Raw genomic sequence first — 24,146 nt, forward strand, 5'->3', positions numbered from 1 at the left:
GCGACACTGATATACTCGAGGCATTCGACTCCCGCTGTCATCAAGCCGTCATCCTGCATCACCATCATGACGGGACGGCGGTCCCGATCCGCATATCCGGAGAGACGCCTTGAGTTTCATGACCCCACGCCAGTTCCCGACCTCGCGCCTGCGCCGCATGCGTCGCGACGACTTCTCGCGCCGCCTGATGCGCGAACACACCCTGACCGCGGCAGACCTGATCTGGCCGGTGTTCGTGCTCGAGGGCGAGGGCCAGCGCGAGGCGGTGGCCTCCATGCCGGGCGTCGAGCGGCTGTCGCTCGACCTGCTGATCGAGGAGGCCCGGGAGGCGTTCGCGCTCGGCATCCCGGCCATCGCCCTCTTCCCGGTGGTGGGCACGGAACTGAAGAGCGAACTGGCCGAGGAGGCCTACAACGCCTCGGGCCTCGTCCAGCGCAGCGTGCGCGCCCTCAAGGAGGCGATCCCCGGGCTCGGCGTCATCACCGACGTGGCGCTCGACCCCTACACCAGCCACGGACAGGACGGCATCCTCGACGAGGCGGGCTACGTCCACAATGACCGCACCGTGGAGACGCTGCTCAAGCAGGCGCTCTCCCACGCCGAGGCCGGCGCCGATGTGGTGGCGCCCTCGGACATGATGGACGGGCGCATCGGCGCGATCCGCCATGTGCTGGAGCAGGAGCAGCTGGTCAATACCCGGATCATGGCCTATAGCGCCAAGTACGCCTCGCGCTACTACGGCCCCTTCCGCGACGCCGTGGGCTCCGCCGGCAATCTGGGCAAGGCCAACAAGACCACCTACCAGATGGACCCGGGCAACGGCGACGAGGCGCTCCACGAGGTGGCCCTGGACCTGGCCGAGGGGGCCGACATGGTGATGATCAAGCCCGGCATGCCCTACCTGGACGTGGTGCGCCGGGTGAAGGACGAGCTCAAGGTGCCCACCTTCGCCTACCAGGTGAGCGGCGAGTATGCCATGCACATGGCCGCCTTCGAGAACGGCTGGCTGGAAGCGGACGCGGTGATCCTCGAATCGCTGCTCTGTTTCAAGCGCGCCGGCGCCGACGGCGTGCTGACCTACTTCGCCAAACGGGCTGCCAGGCTGCTCGCGACGACATAGACGACGGGAGGGATAGCGCCTTTCCGCCCGACGACAGGGAAATCCCATGGAAGAGACACGCGGTCCCGACCGGCAGCCCGACACGCCCACGCCTGCGCGGGGCGGCGAGCCCCCCGAGCCGCCCACCCCGCGGCTGAACCAGACCCGCACCGGCATCAAGCCCAAGGCGCTGCCAGACCCGGAGGCGGACCTGGCCGACCCCGGGCTCTACTTCAACCGCGAGCTCTCCCATCTACAGTTCAACGTCCGGGTCCTGGAACAGGCCCTGGACGAGGCCCATCCGCTGCTCAACCGGCTGATGTTCCTGCTGATCTTCTCCTCCAACATGGACGAGTTCTTCGAGATACGCGTGGCGGGCCTCAAGAACCAGGTCCTGCTCGACGATGACTCCACCGGCGCCGACGGCCGTTCGCCCCGCTCGGTGCTGGCCGAGATCGCCCAGATTGCCCATGCCCAGGTGGCGCGCCAGTACCAGATCCTCAACGAGGTCCTGATTCCCGCCCTGGAGGCCCAGCGGCTGCGCTTCCGCCGCCGCGGCGACTGGTCCGAGGCCCAGCGCGCCTGGGTGCGTGACTACTTCGAAACCGAGATCATGCCGGTGATCAGCCCCATCGGCCTGGACCCTTCCCACCCCTTCCCGCGCCTGGTCAACAAGAGCCTCAACTTCATCGTCCAGCTGGAGGGCAAGGACGCCTTCGGCCGCGAGGGAGGCCTGGCCATCCTGCCGGCCCCCCGCTCACTGCCGAGGGTGATCGCCCTGCCCGAGGCGCTTTGCGAGGCGGGCTTCAGCGAGTACGTCTTCCTCTCCTCGATGATCCATGCCCATGCCGAGGAGGTCTTTCCCGGCATGACGGTCCTCGGCTGCTACCAGTTCCGGCTGACCCGCAACGCCGACCTCTCCGTGGATCCCGACGAGGTCTCCGACCTCGCCTCGGCGCTGCGCGGCGAGCTGCTGTCGCGGCGCTACGGCAGTGGGGTCCGGCTGGAGGTGGCCGACAACTGCCCCGACGAGCTGGCCGAGTTCCTGCTCAGGCAGTTCCAGCTCGAGAAAGCGGACCTCTTCCGGGTCAACGGCCCGGTGAACCTGACGCGCATGATGTCGGTGCTGGGCGACGTGGAGCGTCCCGAGCTGCTCTACCGCCCCTTCACCCCCGGCCTGCCCAAGTCACTGCGCAAGGCCGACAGCGTGCTGGCCGCGATCACCGATGGCGACATCCTGCTCCACCACCCCTTCCAGTCCTTCTCGCCGGTGGAGGAGATGCTCGGGGAGGCCGCCCGGGACGCGGACGTGCTGGCCATCAAGCAGACCCTCTACCGCACCGGCGCCGACTCGCCCATCGTCAACGCCCTGGTCGAAGCCGCCGGCAACGGCAAGGAAGTCACGGTGGTGATCGAGCTGCGGGCACGCTTCGACGAGGCCGACAACCTGGCCCTGGCCTCGCGCCTTCAGGAAGCCGGGGCCATCGTCATCTACGGGGTGATGGCCTACAAGACCCACGCCAAGATGATGCACATCGTGCGTCGTGAACGAGGCAAGCTGCGCCACTATGCCCACCTGGGCACCGGCAACTATCACTCGCGGACCGCCAAGCTCTACACCGACTACAGCCTGCTCACCGCCGACCCCGTGCTCTGCGCCGACGTGCACAAGGTCTTCCAGCAGCTCTCGGGCATGGGCCGGGCCCGGCATATCGAGCAGCTGCTGCACGCCCCCTTCACCCTGCACGAGCAGATGGTGGCCCGAATCGACCGGGAGGCCGAGCATGCCCGCAAGGGCAAGCGCGCCCACCTGATCATCAAGTGCAACTCGCTCACCGAGCCGAAGCTGATCCAGGCCCTCTACCGGGCCTCCCGGGCCGGGGTGGAGTGCGACCTGATCATCCGCGGCATGTGCTGCCTGCGCCCGGGCATTCCCGGCATCTCGGAGAACATCCGGGTGCGCTCGATCATCGGCCGCTTCCTGGAACACACCCGGGTGTTCCATTTCCACAACGATGGCAAGCCGGAGACCTGGGGCTCGAGCGCCGACTTCATGGCGCGCAACATGTTCCATCGGGTGGAGACCTGCTTCCCGCTGCTGGACAGGAAGCTGGCCGCCCGGGTGCGCAAGGACCTCGAGACCTACCTGGTGGACAACTGCCAGAGCTGGCTGCTGCGCAGCGACGGCCTCTACGTCAAGCAGCAGCCCGGCGGCGCGGCCCCGATCAGCGCCCAGGAGACCCTGCTCTTCGCCTATGCCGCCAGGGCGTGAGCGAAGCTGGAAGCTGGAAGCTGGAAGCTGGAAGCTGGAAGCTGGAAGCTGGAAGCTGGAAGCTGGAAGACAGCAGGATCTCGGAAAGCAGAAACCAACACCCCCGCAGCTGAGCTGCGGGGGTGTTCTTCTTCAAGCTTCCAGGCGCGAAGCGCCGCTCTTCCAGCTTTCGGCTTTCTTTACACGGCGATCTGACCGCCGTCTTCCCTCTGGATCACCACCGTGGAAGCCCGCGGGCGAACGCTGCCTTCAGTGGTATGGGTGGCATCCTCGGATGCCGGCCAGTTGCCCGGGTGCTGGATGTTGATGAACAGCGCGGTCTTGTCCGGCGTGGCGAAGATGCCGGTCACCTCGGAGCCGTTGGGCCCCACGGCGAAGCGCTTGAGCTGCTGCTGGTTGCCGGCGTTGACCACCGCGGCACCGTCACCCGTTTCCAGGCCGTTGGGCACCACCGCCAGGACCTGATCGTTGGTGTCGTCGGCAACACCCGCGTAGCCGTTGTCGGTCTGGATCCACAGGATGCCATCGCCGTTGCCACGATCGTCGTACCAGAGGCCGTCGGGGCTGGCGAACTGGTTGAGCTCGGTCAGGCCGGAGAAATTGTCGGCATCCGACGCGGCGGCACCGAACACGAACACCTCCCAGTCGAAACGGGCGACGTCATCGCCATCCCGCCAGCGAATGACCTGGCCGGCACCGTTCTCGGCACGCGGGTTGGGGGCGTTGACCGGTGCGGTGGCGAAGCCCACGCCTGTCTCGGTGACGTCGCTGCCACCGTTGGTGTAGGTGGGCTCGCTACCCTCGGCGGTGCGCTGACTGTTGTTGGTCAGGGTCATGTAGACATCGCCCGAGGTCGGGTCCACGGCGCCCCACTCGGGACGGTCCATGGGCGTCGCGCCCATCAGGTCGGCGGCATCACAGGTGTGGATGAGGATGCCGGCCGTGTCATCGGCCGCCAGGCTCAGGGCCTCGTGCAGGAGCCGGCCATCGCGGGTCCTGGCAGCCGGGGTCAGCGGCAGCCACTCGCCGCGGCCGTCGGCATCGAAGCGCGCCACGTACAGGGTGCCCTCATCCAGGTACTTGGCGCCGATCGCCAGGCGGTCGATATTGGCGCCCGGGCGGTTGGCATCGGCGGGACTCCAGGTCGCCCTGGAGACATACTTGTAGATGTACTCGTTGCGCGAGTCGTGGCCGGAGTAGAAGACCACCGGCTCGCCCGGCACCAGCTTGCCCAGCCAGCAGCCTTCGTGGCGGAAGCGGCCCATGGCGGTGCGCTTGACGGCGCGGCGGCTGCCGTCGTAGGGGTCGACCTCGACCTGATAGCCGTAGGTACGGGCCTCGTTGCGGTAGTCGCCGGTGGCGTCGGCGGCGTGAGGGGTGGTGTCGAAGCGCGCGAACTCGTCGCTCTGCTCGACGGCATCGCCGGCGGCGGTCTCCCAGCCATAGCGGCCGCGGCCGCTGGCGATCCCCAGACGCTCATCGTCCAGCTGGCGGTCGGCGTTGCGCACGAAGTAGCCGGGCCAGTTCTCCTCGCAGGCCAGGTAGGTGCCCCAGGGCGTATAGCCGTTGCCGCAGTTGTTGGAGGTCCCGCGCGCCAGCAGACCCTCCGGGGAAAACTTCGTCCTGGCATAGTCGCTGCCAGCCACCGGGCCGCCGAGTTCCATTGCAGAGGCGTTGGTAATGCGGCGGTTGTAGGGTGAGTCGACCACGTGGGTCCAGCGGCCATCGGCCTGCTTCTTCACGTGCACGACGGCGACACCATGGGCATTGATCTCGGTGCGCACCTCGTCGGCCGGCCTCTGGCCCTCATCGGCATTGGTCGGGCCACCCTGGGGCGCCCAGAGGGCGCTCTGATCGATGTACTCGTGGTTGATGGCGAGCAGGAATTCCCGGGACTCGCTGCCCTTGTTCAGCGGAAAATGGTACATGCCGTCGTGGTGCATCCCGAGGGCGTTGGCCTGGATCTCCGGGGTCATCTCGAGATCCTCGCGCCACTCGGGAACGTCACTGGTGAGCCGCGCGCCCCAGGGAATCAGCACCTGGGCCGTATAGCCCTCGGGCACCACGACGCCATCGAGTTTCGCGCCACGAATGGACTCGAACGCCAGCGTCAGGGGCTTCTTTCCCGGCGCGCTGGCGCCCTTTATGCCGGTTCGGGCATCCGAGCCGGCCATGGCGCTCGCCGCGCCGAATCCCATCACCGACACGGCGGCGAGGCCCAGGCCACCCCGCATCATGTCACGACGCGACACGTGCTTGCCCAGAACGGAAGAAAATGGCTCGTTCCCGCTGCGGTTGAAGTTACGATGATCCTCGATTTCCTTGCTCATGATCCTGCACCTCGGCGAGTTGATGACGGCCGACAGGCCACCTTGTCGATACCGAGCTCCAGACTAGAGAAGGGAGTTGACAAAAATGTGAAGGCTTGCCGTCAACCCCTGCGGAACGCCTCGAGGTCGTGGAGATCGAGCCCGGATACGCGCTCGGGCAGGCCATGCTCGCGACGAGCGGCGCGCACCACCTCGCGCTCGGCGAGCAGTTCGGCATCGTCGTCCAGGGTGCGGCCGTTGAGCTCGGCGAGCTGGGCCATGCCCTGGTGGTAGAAGGCGAGCACCGCCAGCGCCGTGTCGTGGCCCTCTGCCATGCCGCGGCGCAGCGCTGGCAGGTAGCCGCTGACCCGGGACAGCCGGTGCTTGAGCTGCCAGACATAGCGCATCTCGGTCATCCAGGGGCGCTCGCGCAGCACCACGAACACCAGGCTGGTCGCGACCAGCCCCAGCAGCACGCCCAGTACGTTTAACCAGAAACCGCCATCGAAGGCAGCCTGCAGCAGCTGCGAGAACACCAGCCCGCAGACGATCAGCTGGCCGGCCATGGCCAGGCTGATCAGCTTGCCCTTGCGGCGATAGGCCTCGGGGTCGTGGTCTTCGAACTGGAACGGCATGGGCCCTCCGGGCGGCGAGTCGGCAATCGACGACATTATCCCGACATCGCCCCCCGCGGTACAGGGCTAACGCAGACGCTCCGCGGCCGTGAGCAGCAGGTGCTCGGTGGTCTCCCAGCCGATGCAGGCGTCGGTGACCGAGACCCCATGGCGCAGCCGGCCCGGATCCAGCGGCTGCTTGCCCTCGTGGAGATGGCTCTCCAGCATCAGCCCCGCCAGCGCCGTCTCGCCGGCCTGGCGCTGGGCCAGCACGTCGAGCAGCACCTCGCTCTGGCGGCGGTGGTCCTTGCGGGCGTTGGCGTGGCTGCAGTCGACCATCAGCCGCGGCGACAGGCCGGCGTCCTCCAGGGCGTGGCGCGCCGCCTGGACATGGGCGGCCTGGTAGTTGGGCTCGCCGTAGCCGCCGCGCAGCACCAGCTGGGTGTGCGGGTTGCCGTCGGTCTCCGCCACCACCGGGCGCCCGTCCTCATCCAGCCCGAAGTGGCTGTGCGGATGCGCCGCGGCGCGCATGGCGTCCAGTGCCACGCCGATGTCGCCGCCGGTAGCGTTCTTGAAGCCCACCGCCGCATCGAGGCCGCTGGCCAGCTCGCGGTGCAGCTGCGACTCGGTGGTGCGGGCCCCGATGGCCACCCAGGAGAGCAGGTCCTCCAGGTAGGGCGCCAGCATGGGCTGCAGCAACTCGGTGGCCACCGGCAAGCCCAGCTCGGCCACCTCGCGCATCAGCCGACGCGATACCTCGAGGCCGCGGGCCATATCGTCTGAACCATCCAGATCGGGATCATAGGCCAGTCCCTTCCAGCCCACGGTGGTGCGCGGCTTCTCCACGTAGACGCGCATTACCGGCAGCAACCGGTCCTCGACCTGGGGCGCCAGGGCGGCCAGGCGGCGGGCGTACGCCAGGGCCGCCTCGGGATCGTGGATGGAGCAGGGGCCGACCACCACCAGCAGGCGGCCGTCGTGGCCGGCGAGGATCTCGTGGATGGCCTGGCGCTGGGCCTCGATCCGGGCCGCCAGCTCGGGAGAAAGCGGCAGCTCGCGGCGCAACTCACCGGGGGTGGGCAGCGGCCGGGCCGGGTTGGCGGCACGGCGCAGGGGCTCGGTCAGGGGGGCGGCAGCAAGGGAAGCGTTCATGGCGTCATCAACTCCGGGTAGCGGTCATACATCGTGTCGGTCGGGTGCCACCGATCTCGCTACGGCCGGGCGTGGCGGAGTGAGCCGACCGCAGCTCGCTAAATCGCCAGTAGCCGTAATAACCCGCGAAGCCTGGGGTCTGGCGGATGGCGATGGATGCGATCATGGTCTCTCTCCTGGATATCATCTGTGTGGTCGTGTGGTGTGAAACGCAGAACCCCCGGGCGGGGCTGCCGTCCGGGGGTTCTGGCGGAGGCGGCCCTGGTGGGGAGTGCCTCCGGCGATGTCGCGTCTTGCGCTCAGGACATGGCCACGGGCACCCCGGGGATAAACCAGTAGCCAAACCAATAGCCGCGCACTGCGAACGCCCCACTGCCATTGCGGGCAACGCGAAAAGCGGGCTGTGTGCGGTGAATCATGGTCATGGGTCGCTCCTGAGGTCTCGTCTCATCCTGCCGCATTGCCACATGCCTGGCAAGGGCCGGCCGCTCAGCCGGCGAACAGCTGCAACCAGCCGATGGTGGCCGGCAGGCAGCTCATGGCCACCAGCACCACCAAGCCCAGCACCACCGACAGCAGGCCGCTGTCGTCCTTGAAGTTCGTGTCGTGTCCCGCCATGTGTCACTCCTCCGGATCGTGTCAGGGTAGGACCGCATTCTAGCGAAGATGTCGCCACACGGCACGGCACCGATGGTCGCAGACTCAGCGCAGGTGGCGTCCGCCGTCCACGGGTAGCGTCACACCGGTGACGTAGCGATTGTCGAGCAGGTAGCGCAGGCTCTGATAGATCACCCCGGGGCCGGGGATCATCTCCATCGCCGACTTGGCGCGGGCCTTCTCGGCGTAGGCCTCGTCATCGCCCTCGTTAAGCATGATCATTGCCGGGGCGATGGCATTGACCTGAATCGCCGGGGCATACATGGCGGCAAAGGACAGCGTCAGGTTGTCCAGGCCCGCCTTGGTGGCGGCGTAGGCGGCATGTTTCCTGGAGCCCTTCTGCACCACATAGTCGGTCATGTGCACGATGTCGCGCTGGGGCTCGCTGCACGCCTCGAGCAGCGCCCGGGCGTGCAGGTTGATCAGGTAGGGCGCCAGCATGTGGATGCGAAACAGCCGCTCGAAGGTGGCCCCCGCCTCGGGGCCGCTGGCGTCCGGCGCCCAGGCGCTGGCGTTGTGGACGATGGCCCGCAGCGAGGTCGTCTCAGCCCTGAGCCGGTCGAGGAACGCCAGGATGCCCGCCTCCGTCGAGAAGTCGGCCGGCAGGGTGACGATGCCCCGCTCACGCAGCGCATCGAGCTCGGGGCGCTCGCGGCGATAACTGATGATCACTGGGTGGCCATCGTCGACCAGGCGCTCGGCACAGTGGCGACCCAGCCGCTGGGCACCACCGGTGATCAGGATCGGTGAGGCGCTCAAGACCGCTCCTCCCGCACCAGACTGCCCGCGGTGGGCACGATGGGATCCCGAGGCGCATAGGCGAAGACATCCGAGAAGACCCGCGAGGGCACAAGCCCCAGCGAGGCGAGCACGTCGACGCAGGCATAAACCATGCCCGGTGAACCGGAGACATAGACGTCATGCCCCGAGACATCATCGAGGGTCGTCGCCAGGGCCTGATCGATGCGGCCACGGTGGCCGATGACCCGCTCCCCTGTCACGGCTTCCTCGGGCGCGACCTCGGTCACGGCATGGAAGCGGACATTGGCATGCCCTTCCGCCCACGCCCGGGGCAGGCGCTCCAGGTAGAGATCGCGACGCTCGCGGGCCGCCCACCAGAGGTCGATCTCGCGCGCCGGGTCGGCATGCAGCGCCGCCTCGACGATCGCCTTCATCTGGGCGAAGCCGGTACCGGCAGCGATCAGCAGCAGGGGGCGCGTGCTGTCCGGGTCGATTATGCAGTCGCCACCGGGCAGGCGCAGGGTCAGTCGCTCGGCCACTTGCATCAGCTCGCGCAGCCGGGCGGAGTTCTCGCGCTCCGGCCAGTGCTGGATGTGAAGCTCGATGGTGCCATCGCCGGCATGAGCGTGGGCAATGGAGAACGGCACCCATAGGCCCTCCTCCAGCTTCAGTTCCAGATACTGGCCGGGATCATGGGCCACGGCCTCGGGCCGGCCCTCCAGCTGGACGCGGAAGACGTCCGGAGTGAGATCCTCGACCTCGGTGACCAGGCAGGTCAGGGTCCTTGGCGTCATGAAAGCCTCATGCAGTTGTCAAAACGTCGTGTTGTCGGGGCATTCGATGCCCAGCTCGTTCCAGCGCTCGCTGACGCGGGCCTTGACGGCCGCGTCCATGACGATGGGCGTGCCCCACTCGCGATCGGTCTCGCCGGGCCACTTGCAGGTAGCATCCAGGCCCATCTTGGAGCCCAGCCCGGCCACGGGGGAGGCGAAGTCCAGGTAGTCGATGGGCGTGTTCTCCACCATCACGGTATCCCGGGCGGGGTCCATGCGCGTGGTGATGGCCCAGATCACGTCCTTCCAGTCGCGGGCGCTGACGTCGTCGTCGAGCACCACGACGAACTTGGTGTACATGAACTGGCGCAGGAAACTCCACACCCCCATCATCACCCGCTTGGCATGGCCCGGGTACTGCTTCTTCATGGTCACCACCGCCATGCGGTAGGAGCAGCCTTCCGGCGGCAGGTAGAAGTCGACGATCTCGGGGAACTGGCGGCGCAGGATGGGCACGAAAACCTCATTGAGCGCGAGACCCAGGATCGCCGGCTCGTCGGGTGGCCGGCCGGTGTAGGTGGAGTGGTAGATGGCGTTCTCGCGCTGGGTCATGCGCGTCACCGTGAACACCGGGAAGGTCTCGACCTCGTTGTAGTAGCCGGTATGGTCGCCGTAGGGGCCCTCGGGCGCCATGTCGTCGGGGTAGATGAACCCTTCTAGGATGATCTCGGCGGAGGCCGGCACCTGGAGGTCGGCATGGCCGCAGTTGACCAGCTCGGTGCGCGAGCCACGCAGGAGGCCGGCGAAGGCGTACTCGGAGAGGCTGTCGGGCACCGGCGTCACGGCCCCCAGGATGGTGGCCGGGTCGGCGCCCAGCGCCACCGCCACCGGGAAGGGCTCGCCGGGGTGTTCCTGCTGGAACTCCTGGAAATCCAGGGCGCCGCCGCGATGGGAGAGCCAGCGCATGATCAGGCGGTTGCGGCCAAGCTTCTGCTGGCGATAGATTCCCAGGTTCTGGCGGGACTTGTGAGGCCCCTTGGTGATTACCAGGGGCCAGGTGACCAGCGGCGCGGCGTCGCCCGGCCAGCAGTGCTGGATCGGCAGGCGGTCGAGGTCGACCTCCTCCCCCTCGTAGGCGAGCGCCTGCACCGGCGCCGAGCGCACCGTCTTGGGGCTCATGCTCATCACCTGCTTGAAGATCGGCAGTTTGCTCCAGGCGTCGCGGAACCCCTTGGGCGGCTCGGGCTCTTTGAGGAAAGCGAGCAGCTCGCCCACCTCGCGCAGCGCGGCGACCGAGTCCTGGCCCATGCCCATGGCCACCCGCCTGGGCGTGCCGAAGAGGTTGCCGAGCAGCGGCATGGTGTGGCCCTTGACGTTCTCGAACAGCAGCGCCGGGCCCCCGGCGCGCAGGGTGCGATCGCAGATCTCGGTGATCTCGAGGTAGGGGTCGACCTCGGCGGTGATGCGCTTGAGCTCGCCCTGGGCCTCGAGCATCGCGATGAACTCGCGCAGGTCCTTGTACTTCATTCGGATTTCCCGGTTCCAGAATGACGAAAGGGGCAGCATAGCATGCCCCTTGAATACGTCTGCTGTGTTGCCATGGCAAGCGGCGGCGGGGACAGGCCGGAGAGGGGGTCCTATGCCAGGGATGGCATCGGTAGCGCCCAGGGAGGGGTTTACAGCGCCCCCTCGACGGTCCGGCGCTCCGGGGCCTGTCGCCGGGTCAGCCGCGCAGTGGCATTCCCGGCAGCCGTGGTCAGCGGCGTTTCATCGCTTCGAAGAACTCGAGGTTGGTCTTGGTATCCTTCAGGCGGTCGATCAGGAACTCGGTGGCCGCGGTGTCCTCCATGGGGTTGAGCAGCTTGCGCAGGATCCACATGCGCTGCATCTCGTCCTCGGAGGCGATCAGGTCCTCGCGGCGGGTACCGGAGCGGCGAATGTTCATCGCCGGATAGACGCGCTTCTCGGCCAGCTTACGGTCCAGATGCGCCTCCATGTTGCCGGTGCCCTTGAACTCCTCGAAGATCACCTCGTCCATCTTCGAGCCGGTGTCGACCAGCGCCGTGGCGATGATGGTCAGGCTGCCGCCCTCCTCGATGTTGCGCGCCGCGCCGAAGAAGCGCTTGGGCTTCTCCAGGGCGTGGGCGTCGACGCCGCCGGTGAGCACCTTGCCGGAGCTCGGCACCACGGTGTTGTACGCCCGCGCCAGGCGGGTGATGGAATCGAGCAGGATCACCACGTCCTTCTTGTGCTCCACCAGGCGCTTGGCCTTCTCGATAACCATCTCGGCGACCTGAACGTGGCGCGCCGGCGGCTCATCGAAGGTCGAGGCCACCACCTCACCGCGCACCGTGCGCGACATCTCGGTCACTTCCTCCGGGCGCTCGTCGATCAGCAGCACGATCAGGTGACAATCGGGATCGTTGCGGGTGATCGAAGTGGCGATATTCTGCAGCATCAGCGTCTTGCCCGCCTTGGGCGGGGAGACCAGCAGGCCGCGCTGGCCCTTGCCGATGGGCGCGGTGAGATCGATGATCCGTGCCGTGAGGTCCTCGGTGGAGCCGTTGCCGATCTCCATGCGCAGCCGCTCCTGGGGGAACAGCGGCGTGAGGTTCTCAAACAGGATCTTGTGCTTGGCGTTCTCCGGCTTGTCGAAGTTGATCTCGCTGACCTTGAGCAGCGCGAAGTAGCGCTCGCCTTCCTTGGGCGGCCGGATCTTTCCGGAGATGGAGTCGCCCTTGCGCAGGTTGAAGCGGCGGATCTGCGAGGGCGAGACATAGATGTCGTCGGGCCCCGCCAGGTAGGAGCTGTCGGCGCTGCGCAGGAAGCCGAAGCCATCCTGCAGGATCTCCAGCACGCCATCGCCGAAGATCGGCTCACCGCTCTTGGCATGCTTCTTGAGGATGGCGAAGATGATGTCCTGCTTGCGGGAACGCGCCAGGTTGTCGATGCCCATCTCGCGGGCGATCTCCAGAAGCTCCGGCACTGGCTTTTGCTTGAGTTCAGTAAGATTCATCGGTGTGTTCAGAATTCGCTCGTGGAAGCCGGGCGGCAGTGCGCCGTGAGGGAAAGACAGGAGGCGAGACGATGACGCCCTGTGGATGCGTTCAGAGCCCGGACAGGCTACCTCTCGTCATGCTGCATCGTATGGCCAAGGGCGGGCGACCGCACTCTGGGGTTGCCGGGCCGATATCGGAAGCGAGGAAGCAGGTTCGTTTTCGCCTGACCTGCGGGTCCGGGCCAGGCGGCCGGGATCGCGGGCTGAAGCAGTGGGCTGTCTGACGACTTGGAAACTGACCGTGACGGGATCGCCGTGAAACGGTCGGGAAGCATTCGGAACAGGCGAACGACCCGATACTAGTCAAGGCGGCGGGCGAACGCAAGCCCTGGGACACGCGACAATTGACACGACCGGGAGCGCCGCGCACCCTTGCCCCAGACCGATCCGAAGGAACTGCCATGACCTCGCCACAGGACCCGGCGCCCTCCGCTGCCGACCCGCTTCCGGCTGCCGTGGCCGGCGACCCCACCCGGCTCGCCGCCATCGACCTCGGCTCCAACAGCTTCCACCTGCTGGTGGCCAACTATCAGGACGACCGCCTGCAGGTGGTGGCCCGCCTCGGCGAGAAGGTCCAGCTGGCCGCCGGTCTCGACGAGGACGGACGGCTCGGCGAGGCGGCCATGCAGCGTGCTCTCGACTGCCTGTCACGCTTCGCCCCCTTCCTCGAGGACATCACCCCGGGCCACCTGCGGGTGGTGGGCACCAACGCGCTGCGCGATGCCACCAACAACCAGGCGCTGATCGAGCGTGCCGAGGCCCTGCTCGGCCACCGCATCGAGATCATCGCCGGCCGCGAGGAGGCCCGCCTGATCTACCTGGGCGCGGCCCACGCCCTGGCCGAGGACGGCCGCCGGCTGATCGTCGACATCGGCGGCGGCTCCACGGAGTTCATCATCGGCGAGCGCTTCGAGCCCCTGGCGCTGGAGAGCCTGCGCATGGGCTGCGTGACCTTCGCCCGCCGCTTCTTCGAGGGGGGCGAGATCAGCGAGAAGCGCATGCGCAAAGCGGAGCTTGCCGCCCTATCGGAGCTGGCCAACATCCAGCGCCCCTACCAGCGCCTGGGCTGGGTCGACCCGGTGGGGTCCAGCGGCACCATCAAGGCGGCGGCCGCGGTGATCGCGGCCGCCGGGGATGCCCCCGAGGGCGTGATCACCCGCACCGGCCTGGCCGCCCTGCGCAAGCGCCTGATCAAGTGCCGCAAGCTCGACAAGGTGGCCATGGAAGGGCTCAAGGCCGACCGCTCACGGGTCTTTCCGGCCGGTGTGGCAATCCTCGGTGCGGTCTTCGAGGCCTTCGAGCTGGAGCAGATGCGCTATGCCGACGGCGCCCTGCGCGAGGGGGTGCTCTACGACATGGTGGGGCGCAACAGTCCCGAGGACTCGCGCCTCAAGACCCTGGACAACCTGGCCCGCAACTACCAGGTGGATGGCCGGCAGGCCGACAACGTGGCGGTCACCGCCGGCGCCCTGCTCGACCAGGTTCGCGAGGCCTGGGGGCTGGACGACGACCAGGCACGCTTCCTCGACTGGGGCGGCCGACTGCACGAGATCGGCCTGGCCATCTCCCACAGCCAGTTCCATCGCCACGGCGCCTACCTGCTCGAGTACTCCGACCTGGCCGGCTTCTCGCGCCCGGAACAGCGACTGCTGGCCTTCCTGGTGCGCGCCCACCGCCGCAAGTTCCCAGTCAAGGAGTGGCAGGCCCTGCCCGAGTCGGAACGCCGCCCCCACGCCCGGCTGGCCCGACTGCTGCGCCTGGCGGTGATCCTCAACCACTCCCGTCCCGAGCACCCCCCCGCCGTGCCACAGCTCGAGGCCGAGGGCGAGACGCTGACGCTGACTCTCGCTGGCGAGGAGCCCCCGGCACTCCTGCTCAACGACTTGGAGCAGGAAGCGGCCTACCAGCAGAGTGCGGACTACCCCCTGGTGCTGCGTCGCGACTAACCCAGCCATCGGCCAGGGCCTGCCACCGCGCCTGAGGGTCCAGCACCGCCACCGACGCACCTCCTTCCCGGACCACCAGCAGCCGCCCTCGCTCCCAGGGCGGCACGCCGAGCTCCTGCAACAGCCGCTTGAGGTCGCGCCGGCCACGGCCGGGCAGCCGCAGCCGTTCGCCCCCCTGCCGCGGCCCCACTTTCAGGCGGACCGGCGCCCCATCGAAACGGCCCAGCGAGACCTGCACCTCCCCCAGCGGGGTGACCAGCGGCGCGTGGCCATCCCACTCGGCCTGCCAGTCGGCCGGCAGCGGCTCAGGGGGCGCCAGCAGATGGAGCTGCCCTCGCCAGACCCTGGCCTCCGCGCCGTGCCAGGCCACCCGCACCTCGGCAGCCTCCCCGGCACCAAGCTGATTCAGCAGCGTCTCGAGCCGCCGCGCCGGCGGCGTCGTCAGGCCCTGGTGGCGACAGGCATGACGGATCAGCAGCCGCCGGCGAGGGCCGGAGAGCGCCTCCAGGCCCGGCACCGGCAGGCACGCCGCATCGCCGCCCAGGCGCTCGAGGTCCAGTCCGGCGAGCTCATCGAGCAGGGCGTCGGCCTCGCCGGCAAGCGCCGCGCTGCGCGAGAGCGCCTCGCCGGCATGGGGCCAGCGGGACGCCAGCAGCGGCAGCACGGCGTGGCGCAGGAAGTTGCGGTCCAGGGTCTCGTCGTCGTTGGAAGGATCCTCCACCCAGGCCAGGCCCCGGCGCTGCCCCTCGGCCTCGAGGGTCGACCGCGCGATACCCAGCAGCGGCCGCTCGAACCGCCGGCCCCGCCAGTCGCGGCCCGCCGTCATCCCGGCCAGGCCGCGCACCCCGCTGCCGCGCAGGGCGGCCAGCAGGAAGGTCTCGGCCTGGTCATCCCGGTGCTGAGCCAGCCACAGGGTCTCCCCCGGCGCCACTCGCCCGGCGAAGGCGGCATAGCGCGCCGCCCGGGCCGCCCCTTCGTGTCCCTGTCCGGCCCCCAGGTCGACGCTCACCCGCTCGACGACCAGCGGCACGCCGAGTCGTGAACAGAGCCGTCGGCAGTGACGCTCGAAGCCGTCGGCCGCGGCCTGCAGGCCATGGTGGACATGCAGGGCTCGCAGGGGGCGGGGGTAATGGTGAGCGGCCGCGGCCGCGAGGGTCAGCAGCAGCAAGGAATCCAGGCCACCGGAGAGGGCCACCCAGACGCAACGCCCCGGCGGAGTCCGTGCCAGGGCGCTGTCGATCAATGACTGCAGGGACATGGTGCGCCCACGCCCATGGGGTCAGACCCGGCGGCGGCGATGGGTCGAGAAAGGAGCACGGAGACCGACAGGGTCGCTCGGCCGGGGTCTGACCCCATGAACGTCGCCGAGGCCATCTTGTTACGCCGGCGCCCCATAGCTCATCAGGCGTTCGTAGCGCCGCTCGAGCAGGGTATCGGTGTCCATCGTCTCCAGGCGGTCAAGGCTCGCCAGCAGCGACGCCTTGACCCGCTCGGCGGTGGGCATCGGGTGGCGATGGGCACCGCCCAGGGGCTCGGGAATCAGGGTATCGACCAGCCCCAGCTCCTTGAGGCGCTCGGCGGTGATGCCCATGGCCTGGGCGGCATCGGAGGCCTTCTCGGCGCTCTTCCACAGGATGGAGGCGCAGCCCTCGGGGGAGATCACCGAGTAGGTGGAGTACTGCAGCATGGCCAGCTCGTCGCAGACGCCGATGGCCAGCGCCCCGCCGGAGCCGCCCTCGCCGACCACGGTGGCGACGATCGGCGTGCGCAGACGCGACATCACCGCCAGGTTGTGGGCAATGGCCTCGGACTGGCCGCGCTCCTCGGCGTCGATGCCGGGATAGGCCCCCGGCGTGTCGATGAAGGTCAGTACCGGCATCTTGAAGCGCTCGGCCATCTCCATCAGCCGGCAGGCCTTGCGGTAGCCCTCGGGGCGCGGCATGCCGAAGTTGCGGCGCACCTTCTCGTGGACATCGCGGCCCTTCTGGTGGCCGATCACCATCACCGGCCGGTCGTCCAGGCGCGCCACGCCGCCGACGATGGCGGCATCGTCGGCGAACTTGCGATCGCCGTGGAGCTCTTCGAAGTCGCTGAAGACGTGCTCCAGGTAGTCCAGGGTGTAGGGGCGCTGGGGATGGCGCGAGAGCTGGGAGACCTGCCAGGGGCTCAGGTCCTTGAAGATCGACTCGGTGAGCTTGCGGCTCTTCTCTTCGAGCCGGCCGATCTCGTCGCTGAGGTTGACCTGGCTGTCGTTACCGACCAACCGCAGCTCCTCGATCTTGGCCTGGAGCTCGGCGATGGGCTGTTCGAAGTCGAGATAGTTCGGATTCATTGGCCGGATGCCTTGTCGTGTTTCACCGCCCTGACCGTCAAGGCCAGGTGCGGCGCGAAAAATGAAGTGGTTGGCATTATCGCACCCTCAACGTGGCACGCAAGGCGAGTCCCGTTCGCCGCAGGGCTATCGCAGATGGCAGCACCGCTCGAGGCTGTTCCGGCAACAGGCCCCGGAGCGCCGGACCGTCGAGGGGGCGCTGTGAACCCCTCCCTGGGCGCTACCTCGGCCATCCATGGTCCTCGGACCTCCACTTCAGCCTATCTCCGGTGCCCCTCGCCGGCATTATGCGGACCACAGCACGCTACTATCGCCCATCGCCGGTCTAGCGGTACTTCAGCCGAACCCCGTCCTGGCCCTGCACCTCGCGCAGCCCGGTGAGCAGCTCGTCGCTGGGGGTGACGCGCCACTCCTCGGCGAGCTCCAGCCAGCCGGTGGCCTCGGCATTGCGGTAGCGCAGCCTTACCGGCAGGCCTTCGGCGTCGCAGAAGGGCGCGAGGCTCGCGCGCAGCGAGTCCACCAGGCGGCCGTTGAGGCGACCGCCGTCCAGGGAGATCTCCACCGCCTGGCCGAAGCGGCTGCGCGCCTCGACCATCGGCGTGACCTCCTTGCCACGCAGGCGCAGGCCGCCAGAGTAGTCGTCGCTTGCGACCTCGCCCTCGACGATCATCACCTGGTCGGTTTCGAGACGGCCGCGCAGCTGGTCATAGAGCTCGCCGAACAGCGAGGCCTCGATGCGCCCGGTGCGATCGTCCAGAGTCATGAAGGCCATGGTGTCGCCGCGCTTGGACTTCATGGTCCGCACGCCGACCACCAGGCCCGCCACCCGTTGGGGCTCCCGGGAGGGCTTGAGATCGCTGATGCGGGTGGAGACGAAGCGGGCGAGCTCGCCCTCGTACTCGTCAATGGGATGGCCGGTGAGGTAGAGCCCCAGGGTCTCCTTCTCGCCGGCGAGGCGCTCCTTGTCGCTCCACTCCCGGGCCTCGCGGTACTCGGCGTAGACGTCGTCCTCCTCCGGGGCGTCGGCGAAGGCCTCGCCGAACATGTCCATCATCCCGGCATTCTGGTTCTGATGGTTCTGGGCCGCGGCGCGCAGTGCGTCTTCCAGCGCCGCCGCCAGCGCCGCTCGATTCGGCCCCAGGGTGTCCAGGGCGCCAGAGCGGATCAGCGCCTCCAGGGTGCGCTTGTTCATGCGCTTGGGATCGACCCGACGGCAGAAATCGAACAGGTCCTCGAAGGGGCCGTTGGCCTCGCGGGCCTCGACGATGGCACCGATCGGGCCCTCGCCGACCCCGCGGATCGCCCCCAGGCCATAGACGACCCGTGCCCGGTCGTCGACGGTGAACTTGTAGCCGCCGACGTTGACGTCGGGCGGGGTCACCGTGAGCGAGAGGTGGCGGCACTCCTCGATCAGCGGCACCACCTTGTCGAGGTTGTCCATCTCGGTGGACATCACCGCCGCCATGAAGGGGCCGGGATAGTGGGCCTTCAACCAGGCGGTCTGATACGACACCAGCGCATAGGCCGCCGAGTGGGACTTGTTGAAGCCGTAGCCGGCGAACTTCTCCACCAGGTCGAAGATGTTGCCGGCGAGGTCCTTGTCGATGCCGTTGGCCGCACAGCCCTCCATGAAGCCGGCGCGCTGCTTGGCCATCTCCTCGGGCTTCTTCTTGCCCATGGCGCGGCGCAGCATGTCGGCCTGGCCCAGCGAGTAGCCCGCCATCACCTGGGCGATCTGCATCACCTGCTCCTGATAGAGGATGATGCCGTAGGTGGGCCCGAGTACCGGCTTGAGCAGCTCGTGCTGGTAGTCCGGGTGCGGATAGGAGATCTCCGCCCGGCCATGCTTGCGGTTGATGAAGTCGTCGACCATGCCCGACTGCAGGGGCCCGGGGCGAAACAGCGCCACCAGGGCGATCATGTCCTCCAGCGAATCCGGCAGCAGGCGCTTGATCAACTCCTTCATGCCGCGGGACTCGAGCTGGAAGACAGCCGTGGTCTCGGCCTTCTTGAGCATCTCGAAGGTCGGCACGTCATCCAGCGGGATGGTGTCGATGTCCAGCGGCCCCTGACCCTCGGTGGCGCGCACCTTGTCGACCATCTCCAGCGCCCAGTCGATGATGGTCAGGGTGCGCAGGCCGAGGAAGTCGAACTTGACCAGCCCGGCCTCCTCGATGTCATTCTTGTCGAACTGCACCATCAGGCCGCTGCCGTCCTCGTCGCAGAGCAGCGGCGAGAAGTCGGTGAGCCTGGTCGGCGCGATCACCACGCCGCCGGCGTGCTTGCCGGTGCCACGGGTGATGCCCTCGAGCTTGAGGGCCATCTCCCAGATCTCGGCAGCCTCCTCGTCGTTGTCGAGAAACTCCTTGAGCGCCGGCTCGGCCTCGATGGCCTTGGCGAGTGTCATGCCCACCTCGAAGGGAATCAGCTTGGAGAGCTTATCGCCCAGCGAGTAGGGCTTGCCCTGGGCGCGCGCCACGTCGCGCACCACCGCCTTGGCCGCCATGGTGCCGAAGGTGACGATCTGGGACACTGCGTCGCGGCCGTAGCGGTCGGCGACGTAGTCGATCACCCGGTCGCGCTTCTCCATGCAGAAGTCGACGTCGAAGTCGGGCATCGAGACCCGCTCGGGGTTGAGGAAGCGCTCGAACAGCAGGTCGTAGCCGATGGGGTCGAGGTCGGTGATCTTCTGAGCGTAGGCGACCAGCGAGCCGGCCCCCGAGCCACGCCCCGGGCCTACCGGGACGTCGTTGTCCTTGGCCCACTGGATGAAGTCCATGACGATCAGGAAGTAGCCGGGGAAACCCATCTGGATGATGATCTCGAGCTCGAAGTCGAGCCGCTTGCGGTAGCGGGCATCGATCTCGGCATACTCCGCCCCGTCTCGCGGATAACGCCCCGCCGGAAAAAGGGCGTTCAGGCGCTCGGTGAGGCCGTCGTGGGAGATCTTGCGGAAGTACTCGTCCTGGGTCATGCCCTCGGGAATCGCGAACTCGGGCAGGAAGATCTCGCCTAGGCGCACCTCCACGTTGCAGCGCGCGGCGATCATCACGCTGTTCTCCAGCGCCTCGGGGATGTCGGCGAACAGCTCCGCCATCTCGGCGGGGCTCTTGAGGTACTGCTCCTCGGTGTAGCGTCGCTCGCGGCGCTTGTCGTCCAGCGCCTTGCCCTCGCCGATGGCCACCCGGGTCTCGTGGGCCCAGAAGTCCTCGCGCGCCAGGAAGCGCACGTCGTTGGTGGCCACCACCGGGGTGCCGGTCTCGACGGCCAGGTCCACCGAGAGGTGGACGCACTCTTCCTCCAGCGGACGGCCGGTGCGAGTCAGCTCCAGGTAGAAGCGTCCCGGGAAGGCGGCGCTCCACTCCTCGAGCAGGGCGTGGGCCTCGTCGTGATGGTCGCTGAGCAGGTGGCGGCCGACCTCGCCTTCCCGGCCACCGGACAGGGCGATCAGCCCCGCGCTCTGCTCGAGCACCCAGGCCTTGTCCAGCAGCGCCTGGCCCTGGCGCTGGCCGAGCATCCAGCCCCGCGAGATCAGCTCGGTGAGGTTGCGGTAGCCGGTCTCGTCCATGGCCAGCAGCGTCAGGCGATAGGGGTGCCCCTCGTCATGCGGGTTGGCCAGCCACAGATCGCTGCCGATGATCGGCTTGAGTCCCGCGCCTTGGGCGCCCTTGTAGAACTTGACCAGGCCGAAGAGGTTGGTCTCGTCGGTCAGCGTCACGGCGGGCAGGCCCTGGGCCACGGCGGCCTGGACCAGCGGCTTGAGACGCACCAGGCCGTCGACCAGGGAGAATTCGCTGTGCACGCGAAGATGAACGAAGGGCGTGGTCATATAAGGGCTCGGGGCTTGGCGGTAAATAATCAGTACAGGAAGCGCGAGGCTATCCCGGCAATATCGCTCGGGGCTGATCCGGCGACAGGCCTGCGGGGAGGCGCTGTTAATACCTCCTTGTACGCTACCGATTCCTTCCCTGGAATCGGACCTCCCCTTCGGCCTATCACCGGCGCCCCTCGCTATCAGGGGCGACTGGCAGACCTAGAACAGCGCGAGCTGGCGCTTGACAGGACCGAAGGAGCGACGGTGCTCCGGCAGCGGCCCCAGGCGTTCCAGGGCGGCCAGGTGCTCGCGGGTCGGGTAGCCCTTGTGGCGGGCGAAGCCGTAGTCGGGATGCCGGGCATCGAGGGCCAGCATGCCTGCGTCGCGCTCGACCTTGGCCAGTATCGAGGCGGCGGCGATGGCCGGATGACGGGCATCGCCCTTGACCACTGCCTGACCGGAGACATGATGCCCGGGCAGCCGGTTGCCGTCCACCAGCAGGTACTCGGCCGCCGGCGCCAGGGCGTCGATGGCGCGGCGCATGGCGAGGTGCGTGGCATGGTAGATATTGAGCGCATCCACCTCGGCGGCCGATGCCTCGGCCACGGCGCAGGCCAGCGCCCGCTCGCGGATCACCGCATCCAGGATCTCGCGACGGCGGGCGGTCAGGGTCTTGGAGTCGGCCAGGCCCGCGATGGGCCGTGCCGGGTCGAGGATCACCGCGGCGGCGACCACCGGGCCGACCAGCGGGCCGCGGCCCACCTCGTCGACCCCGGCCAGGCGCTCGCCCGCATAGTCGATCACCAGCGGCGGCAGCTCGCGGGCCCCTTTCCCTCTCGCGCGCTCCCTGACCGTCATGGCGCCACCTCGTCGGCCAGCGCCGGGGCCACGCTGGCCGGCAGCGGACGGCCCGCGACCAGCGCCTCGATGGCCTCGGCCGCCCGCCGGCTGGCATCGCGCTGCAGGCCGGCATGCATGGCGGCGAAGCGCGCCTCCAGGGCCGCCCGCCCCGCGGGATCGTCGAGCATCTTGCCCAAGTGCTCGGCGATCGCCTCGGGGGTGGCCGCGTCCTGGATCAGCTCCGGCACCAGGGCCTCGCGGGCGATCAGGTTGGGCAGCGAGATCCACTCGGTTCTGACCAGTCGCTTGGCCAGCCAGTGGGTCATGGGCGCCATCCGGTAGGCGACCAGCATCGCGCGGTGGCAGAGCATCGCCTCCAGGGCCGCGGTGCCCGAGGCGAGCAGCACCGCATCGCTTGCCATCATGGCCTCGCGGGCCTGGCCATCGAGCAGGGTCAGGCGCGCCGTCAGGGCGGGATGCTCGGCCATCAGCGCCTCCAGCTCGCCGCGGCGTTCGGGTGTCGCCGCCGGGACCACCACCCGCAGCCCGGGGCGCGATGCGCAGAGCCGCTCGGCGGCAGCGAGGAAGGTCTCGCCCAGGAAGCGGATCTCGTTGGCCCGAGAACCGGGCAGCACCGCCAGTACCTGCTCGGCATCGGCCAGGCCCAGGTCGGCACGCGCGGCCACGCGGTCGTTGTCGAGGGGCAGCTCGTCGGCCAGCGGGTGGCCGACGAAGGCCACCGGTACCCGGTGGCGCGCATAGAAGGCGGCCTCGAAGGGCAGGAAGGTGAGCATGGCATCGACCGAGCGGGCGATGCCCTTGACCCGCCCCTGGCGCCAAGCCCAGACGGAGGGGCTGACGTAGTGGGCGGTGGTCAGGCCCGCCTCGCGCAGCTGTCGCTCCAGCCCGAGGTTGAAGTCCGGGGCATCGATGCCGATAACGATATCGGGCTGCCAGGCCAGGGCATCGCGCCTGAGTTCGCGACGCACCCGGACCAGGCCGGGCAGGTGCCGGATCACCTCGACCAGGCCCATCACCGACAGGGTCTCCAGGGGGAAGCGGCTGTCGATGCCCTCGGCGATCATGCGCGGGCCGCCGATGCCGCGGAACTCGACCCCGGGATGGCGCGCCTTCAGCGCACGCATCAGGCTGGCCCCCAGGATGTCGCCCGAGAGCTCGCCCGCGACCAGGTAGACGCGCCGGACCGTCATGATGCCACCCTCATCAACGCGCCATGCTCAGCGGATGATGCCGCGAGTCGAGACCTCGATGGAGGCGGCGAAAACCTCGGTCTCGGGCAGCGCGAAGCGCTCCCGGACCTGGCTCAGGGCCTGCTCGGTCGTCAGTCCCTGGCGGTAGACCAGCTTGTAGGCCTCACCCAGCGCACGGATAGCCTCCTTGGTGAAGCCGCGGCGCTTGAGTCCTATCAGGTTGAGGCCGTGGACCTGGGCCGGGTTGCCGTTGATCATCACGTAGGCCGGGGTGTCCTTGGTGATGATCGAGCCGCCGCCGGCCATGGCATGCTCACCGAAGTGGCAGAACTGGTGGATGGCCGAGAGCCCCCCGAGGATAACGGAGTCGCCCAGGGTCACATGGCCGGCGAGCGTCACCTGGTTGGCCAGGATGCAGTCGTCGCCGATCACGCAGTCGTGGCCGACGTGCACATAGGCCATGAAGAGGTTGCGCGAGCCGATGGTGGTCTCGCCGCGATCCTGGGCGGTGCCGCGGTGCAGGGTGGCCCCCTCGCGGATGATGTTGTCGTCGCCCATGACCAGGCGGGTCGGCTCCCCCGCGTACTTCTTGTCCTGGCAGTCCTCGCCCACCGAGGCGAACTGGAAGATGCGGGTGCGCGCGCCCAGCACGGTGGGCCCCTTGAGCACGACATGGGGGCCGATGCGACTGCCGGGCCCGATCTCGACATCGGGCCCGATCACCGTGAAGGGCCCGACCTCGACATCGTCGGCCAGGCGCGCCGCGGGATCGATCAGGGCAGTGGGGTGTATCAAGCGACCTTCCTCTCGGCGCAGGTGATGTCGGCCTCGCAGACCAGCTCGCCGTCCACTGTGGCGCGGCAGGCGAATTTCCAGATGCCGCGCTTGGTACGCTCGACCCGGGCTTCCAGCACCAGCTGGTCACCGGGCATCACCGGGCGCTTGAAGCGCACGTTGTCGCTGGCCACCAGGTAGTAGACGTAGCCGTCGGCGGGCAGCTTGTTGACGGTCTTGAAGCCGAGGATGCCGCAGGCCTGGGCCAGCGCCTCGACCACCAGCACGCCGGGCATGATCGGATGATGCGGGAAGTGGCCGTTGAAGAAGGGCTCATTGATGCTGACATTCTTGTAGGCAACGATGGCTTCGCCCAGGGTGATCTCCGTCACCCGGTCCACCAGCAGGAAGGGGTAGCGGTGGGGCAGATACTCACGAATCTCGTTGATGTCCATTACCATCGTAGCGACCTCTGAAAGACAGGATGCCCTTCCCGTGGAGGGGCATGGCCGGCAGCAAGGGCCGGCGGAAACAGGCGGTGGATTATACCGCCC

The 24,146-nt window shown here is 68.3% G+C and carries 19 protein-coding genes; 3 read left to right on the forward strand and 16 right to left on the reverse strand.

Annotated elements, in window-relative coordinates; genetic code table 11:
- The first annotated feature begins 109 nt into the window (after window positions 1-109).
- Window positions 110-1,120, forward strand: coding sequence for a porphobilinogen synthase (gene hemB, locus OP497_RS02790; RefSeq protein WP_280546342.1), 1,011 nt, complete (start codon window positions 110-112; stop codon window positions 1,118-1,120).
- Window positions 1,121-1,166: 46 nt separating this feature from the next.
- Window positions 1,167-3,371 (forward strand): polyphosphate kinase 1, encoded by a 2,205-nt coding sequence (gene ppk1, locus OP497_RS02795; RefSeq protein WP_280546343.1) that lies wholly within the window; start codon window positions 1,167-1,169, stop codon window positions 3,369-3,371.
- Window positions 3,372-3,550: 179 nt separating this feature from the next.
- Here the strand turns inward: ppk1 and OP497_RS02800 are convergent, their stop codons facing one another.
- The 9 genes from OP497_RS02800 to rho form a co-directional block, all read right to left on the reverse strand.
- Window positions 3,551-5,701, reverse strand: coding sequence for a PhoX family phosphatase (locus OP497_RS02800; protein ID WP_280546344.1), 2,151 nt, complete (start codon window positions 5,699-5,701; stop codon window positions 3,551-3,553).
- A 101-nt stretch (window positions 5,702-5,802) separates the two neighbouring features.
- Window positions 5,803-6,315, reverse strand: coding sequence for a DUF3087 family protein (locus OP497_RS02805; RefSeq protein WP_280546346.1), 513 nt, complete (start codon window positions 6,313-6,315; stop codon window positions 5,803-5,805).
- A 66-nt stretch (window positions 6,316-6,381) separates the two neighbouring features.
- Window positions 6,382-7,446: a 3-deoxy-7-phosphoheptulonate synthase gene (locus OP497_RS02810; RefSeq protein ID WP_280546347.1), complete on the reverse strand. Its 1,065-nt coding sequence runs from the start codon at window positions 7,444-7,446 to the stop codon at window positions 6,382-6,384.
- A 299-nt stretch (window positions 7,447-7,745) separates the two neighbouring features.
- Window positions 7,746-7,871, reverse strand: a complete 126-nt coding sequence (locus tag OP497_RS02815; RefSeq protein WP_280546348.1) for a hypothetical protein — start codon at window positions 7,869-7,871, stop codon at window positions 7,746-7,748.
- Window positions 7,872-7,935: 64 nt separating this feature from the next.
- Entirely contained in the window at window positions 7,936-8,064 is a 129-nt protein-coding gene (locus OP497_RS02820; protein WP_280546349.1) for a hypothetical protein, read from the reverse strand.
- An 84-nt stretch (window positions 8,065-8,148) separates the two neighbouring features.
- Window positions 8,149-8,862, reverse strand: coding sequence for a dihydromonapterin reductase (gene folM, locus OP497_RS02825; RefSeq protein ID WP_280546350.1), 714 nt, complete (start codon window positions 8,860-8,862; stop codon window positions 8,149-8,151).
- Entirely contained in the window at window positions 8,859-9,638 is a 780-nt protein-coding gene (locus OP497_RS02830) for an NAD(P)H-flavin reductase (RefSeq protein WP_280546351.1), read from the reverse strand. The genes folM and OP497_RS02830 overlap by 4 nt, the downstream gene beginning before the upstream one ends.
- Window positions 9,639-9,656: 18 nt before the next feature.
- Entirely contained in the window at window positions 9,657-11,144 is a 1,488-nt protein-coding gene (gene ubiD / locus OP497_RS02835; protein ID WP_280546352.1) for a 4-hydroxy-3-polyprenylbenzoate decarboxylase, read from the reverse strand.
- Between the two features lie 229 nt (window positions 11,145-11,373).
- Window positions 11,374-12,633, reverse strand: coding sequence for a transcription termination factor Rho (gene rho, locus OP497_RS02840; RefSeq protein ID WP_280546353.1), 1,260 nt, complete (start codon window positions 12,631-12,633; stop codon window positions 11,374-11,376).
- A 443-nt stretch (window positions 12,634-13,076) separates the two neighbouring features.
- Here rho and ppx point away from each other — a divergent pair, with 443 nt between their 5' ends.
- On the forward strand, window positions 13,077-14,621 hold the full coding sequence (gene ppx / locus OP497_RS02845) for an exopolyphosphatase (RefSeq protein WP_280546354.1): 1,545 nt from the start codon (window positions 13,077-13,079) through the stop codon (window positions 14,619-14,621).
- Here ppx and tilS read toward each other — a convergent pair.
- The 7 genes from tilS to fabZ all read right to left on the reverse strand — a co-directional run bounded on the left by tilS (window position 14,551) and on the right by fabZ (window position 24,053).
- The gene (gene tilS / locus OP497_RS02850) at window positions 14,551-15,879 is read right to left on the reverse strand and encodes a tRNA lysidine(34) synthetase TilS (RefSeq protein WP_280546356.1); all 1,329 of its coding nucleotides are present in this window, start codon (window positions 15,877-15,879) and stop codon (window positions 14,551-14,553) included. The genes ppx and tilS overlap by 71 nt on opposite strands.
- Window positions 15,880-15,999: 120 nt before the next feature.
- The gene (gene accA / locus OP497_RS02855; RefSeq protein WP_280546357.1) at window positions 16,000-16,953 is read right to left on the reverse strand and encodes an acetyl-CoA carboxylase carboxyl transferase subunit alpha; all 954 of its coding nucleotides are present in this window, start codon (window positions 16,951-16,953) and stop codon (window positions 16,000-16,002) included.
- Window positions 16,954-17,278: 325 nt separating this feature from the next.
- Window positions 17,279-20,782: a DNA polymerase III subunit alpha gene (dnaE, locus tag OP497_RS02860; protein ID WP_280546358.1), complete on the reverse strand. Its 3,504-nt coding sequence runs from the start codon at window positions 20,780-20,782 to the stop codon at window positions 17,279-17,281.
- 204 nt (window positions 20,783-20,986) lie between these two features.
- Entirely contained in the window at window positions 20,987-21,625 is a 639-nt protein-coding gene (gene rnhB, locus OP497_RS02865; protein WP_280546360.1) for a ribonuclease HII, read from the reverse strand.
- Entirely contained in the window at window positions 21,622-22,818 is a 1,197-nt protein-coding gene (lpxB, locus tag OP497_RS02870; RefSeq protein WP_280546361.1) for a lipid-A-disaccharide synthase, read from the reverse strand. The genes rnhB and lpxB overlap by 4 nt, the downstream gene beginning before the upstream one ends.
- Before the next feature lie 27 nt (window positions 22,819-22,845).
- Entirely contained in the window at window positions 22,846-23,613 is a 768-nt protein-coding gene (gene lpxA, locus OP497_RS02875) for an acyl-ACP--UDP-N-acetylglucosamine O-acyltransferase (RefSeq protein WP_280546363.1), read from the reverse strand.
- On the reverse strand, window positions 23,610-24,053 hold the full coding sequence (gene fabZ / locus OP497_RS02880; RefSeq protein ID WP_133483556.1) for a 3-hydroxyacyl-ACP dehydratase FabZ: 444 nt from the start codon (window positions 24,051-24,053) through the stop codon (window positions 23,610-23,612). Before fabZ ends, lpxA begins: the two co-directional genes overlap by 4 nt.
- Window positions 24,054-24,146: the final 93 nt, after the last annotated feature.

The organism is Halomonas sp. 11-S5, from assembly GCF_029889825.1.
Classification (GTDB): Bacteria; Pseudomonadota; Gammaproteobacteria; order Pseudomonadales; family Halomonadaceae; genus Halomonas.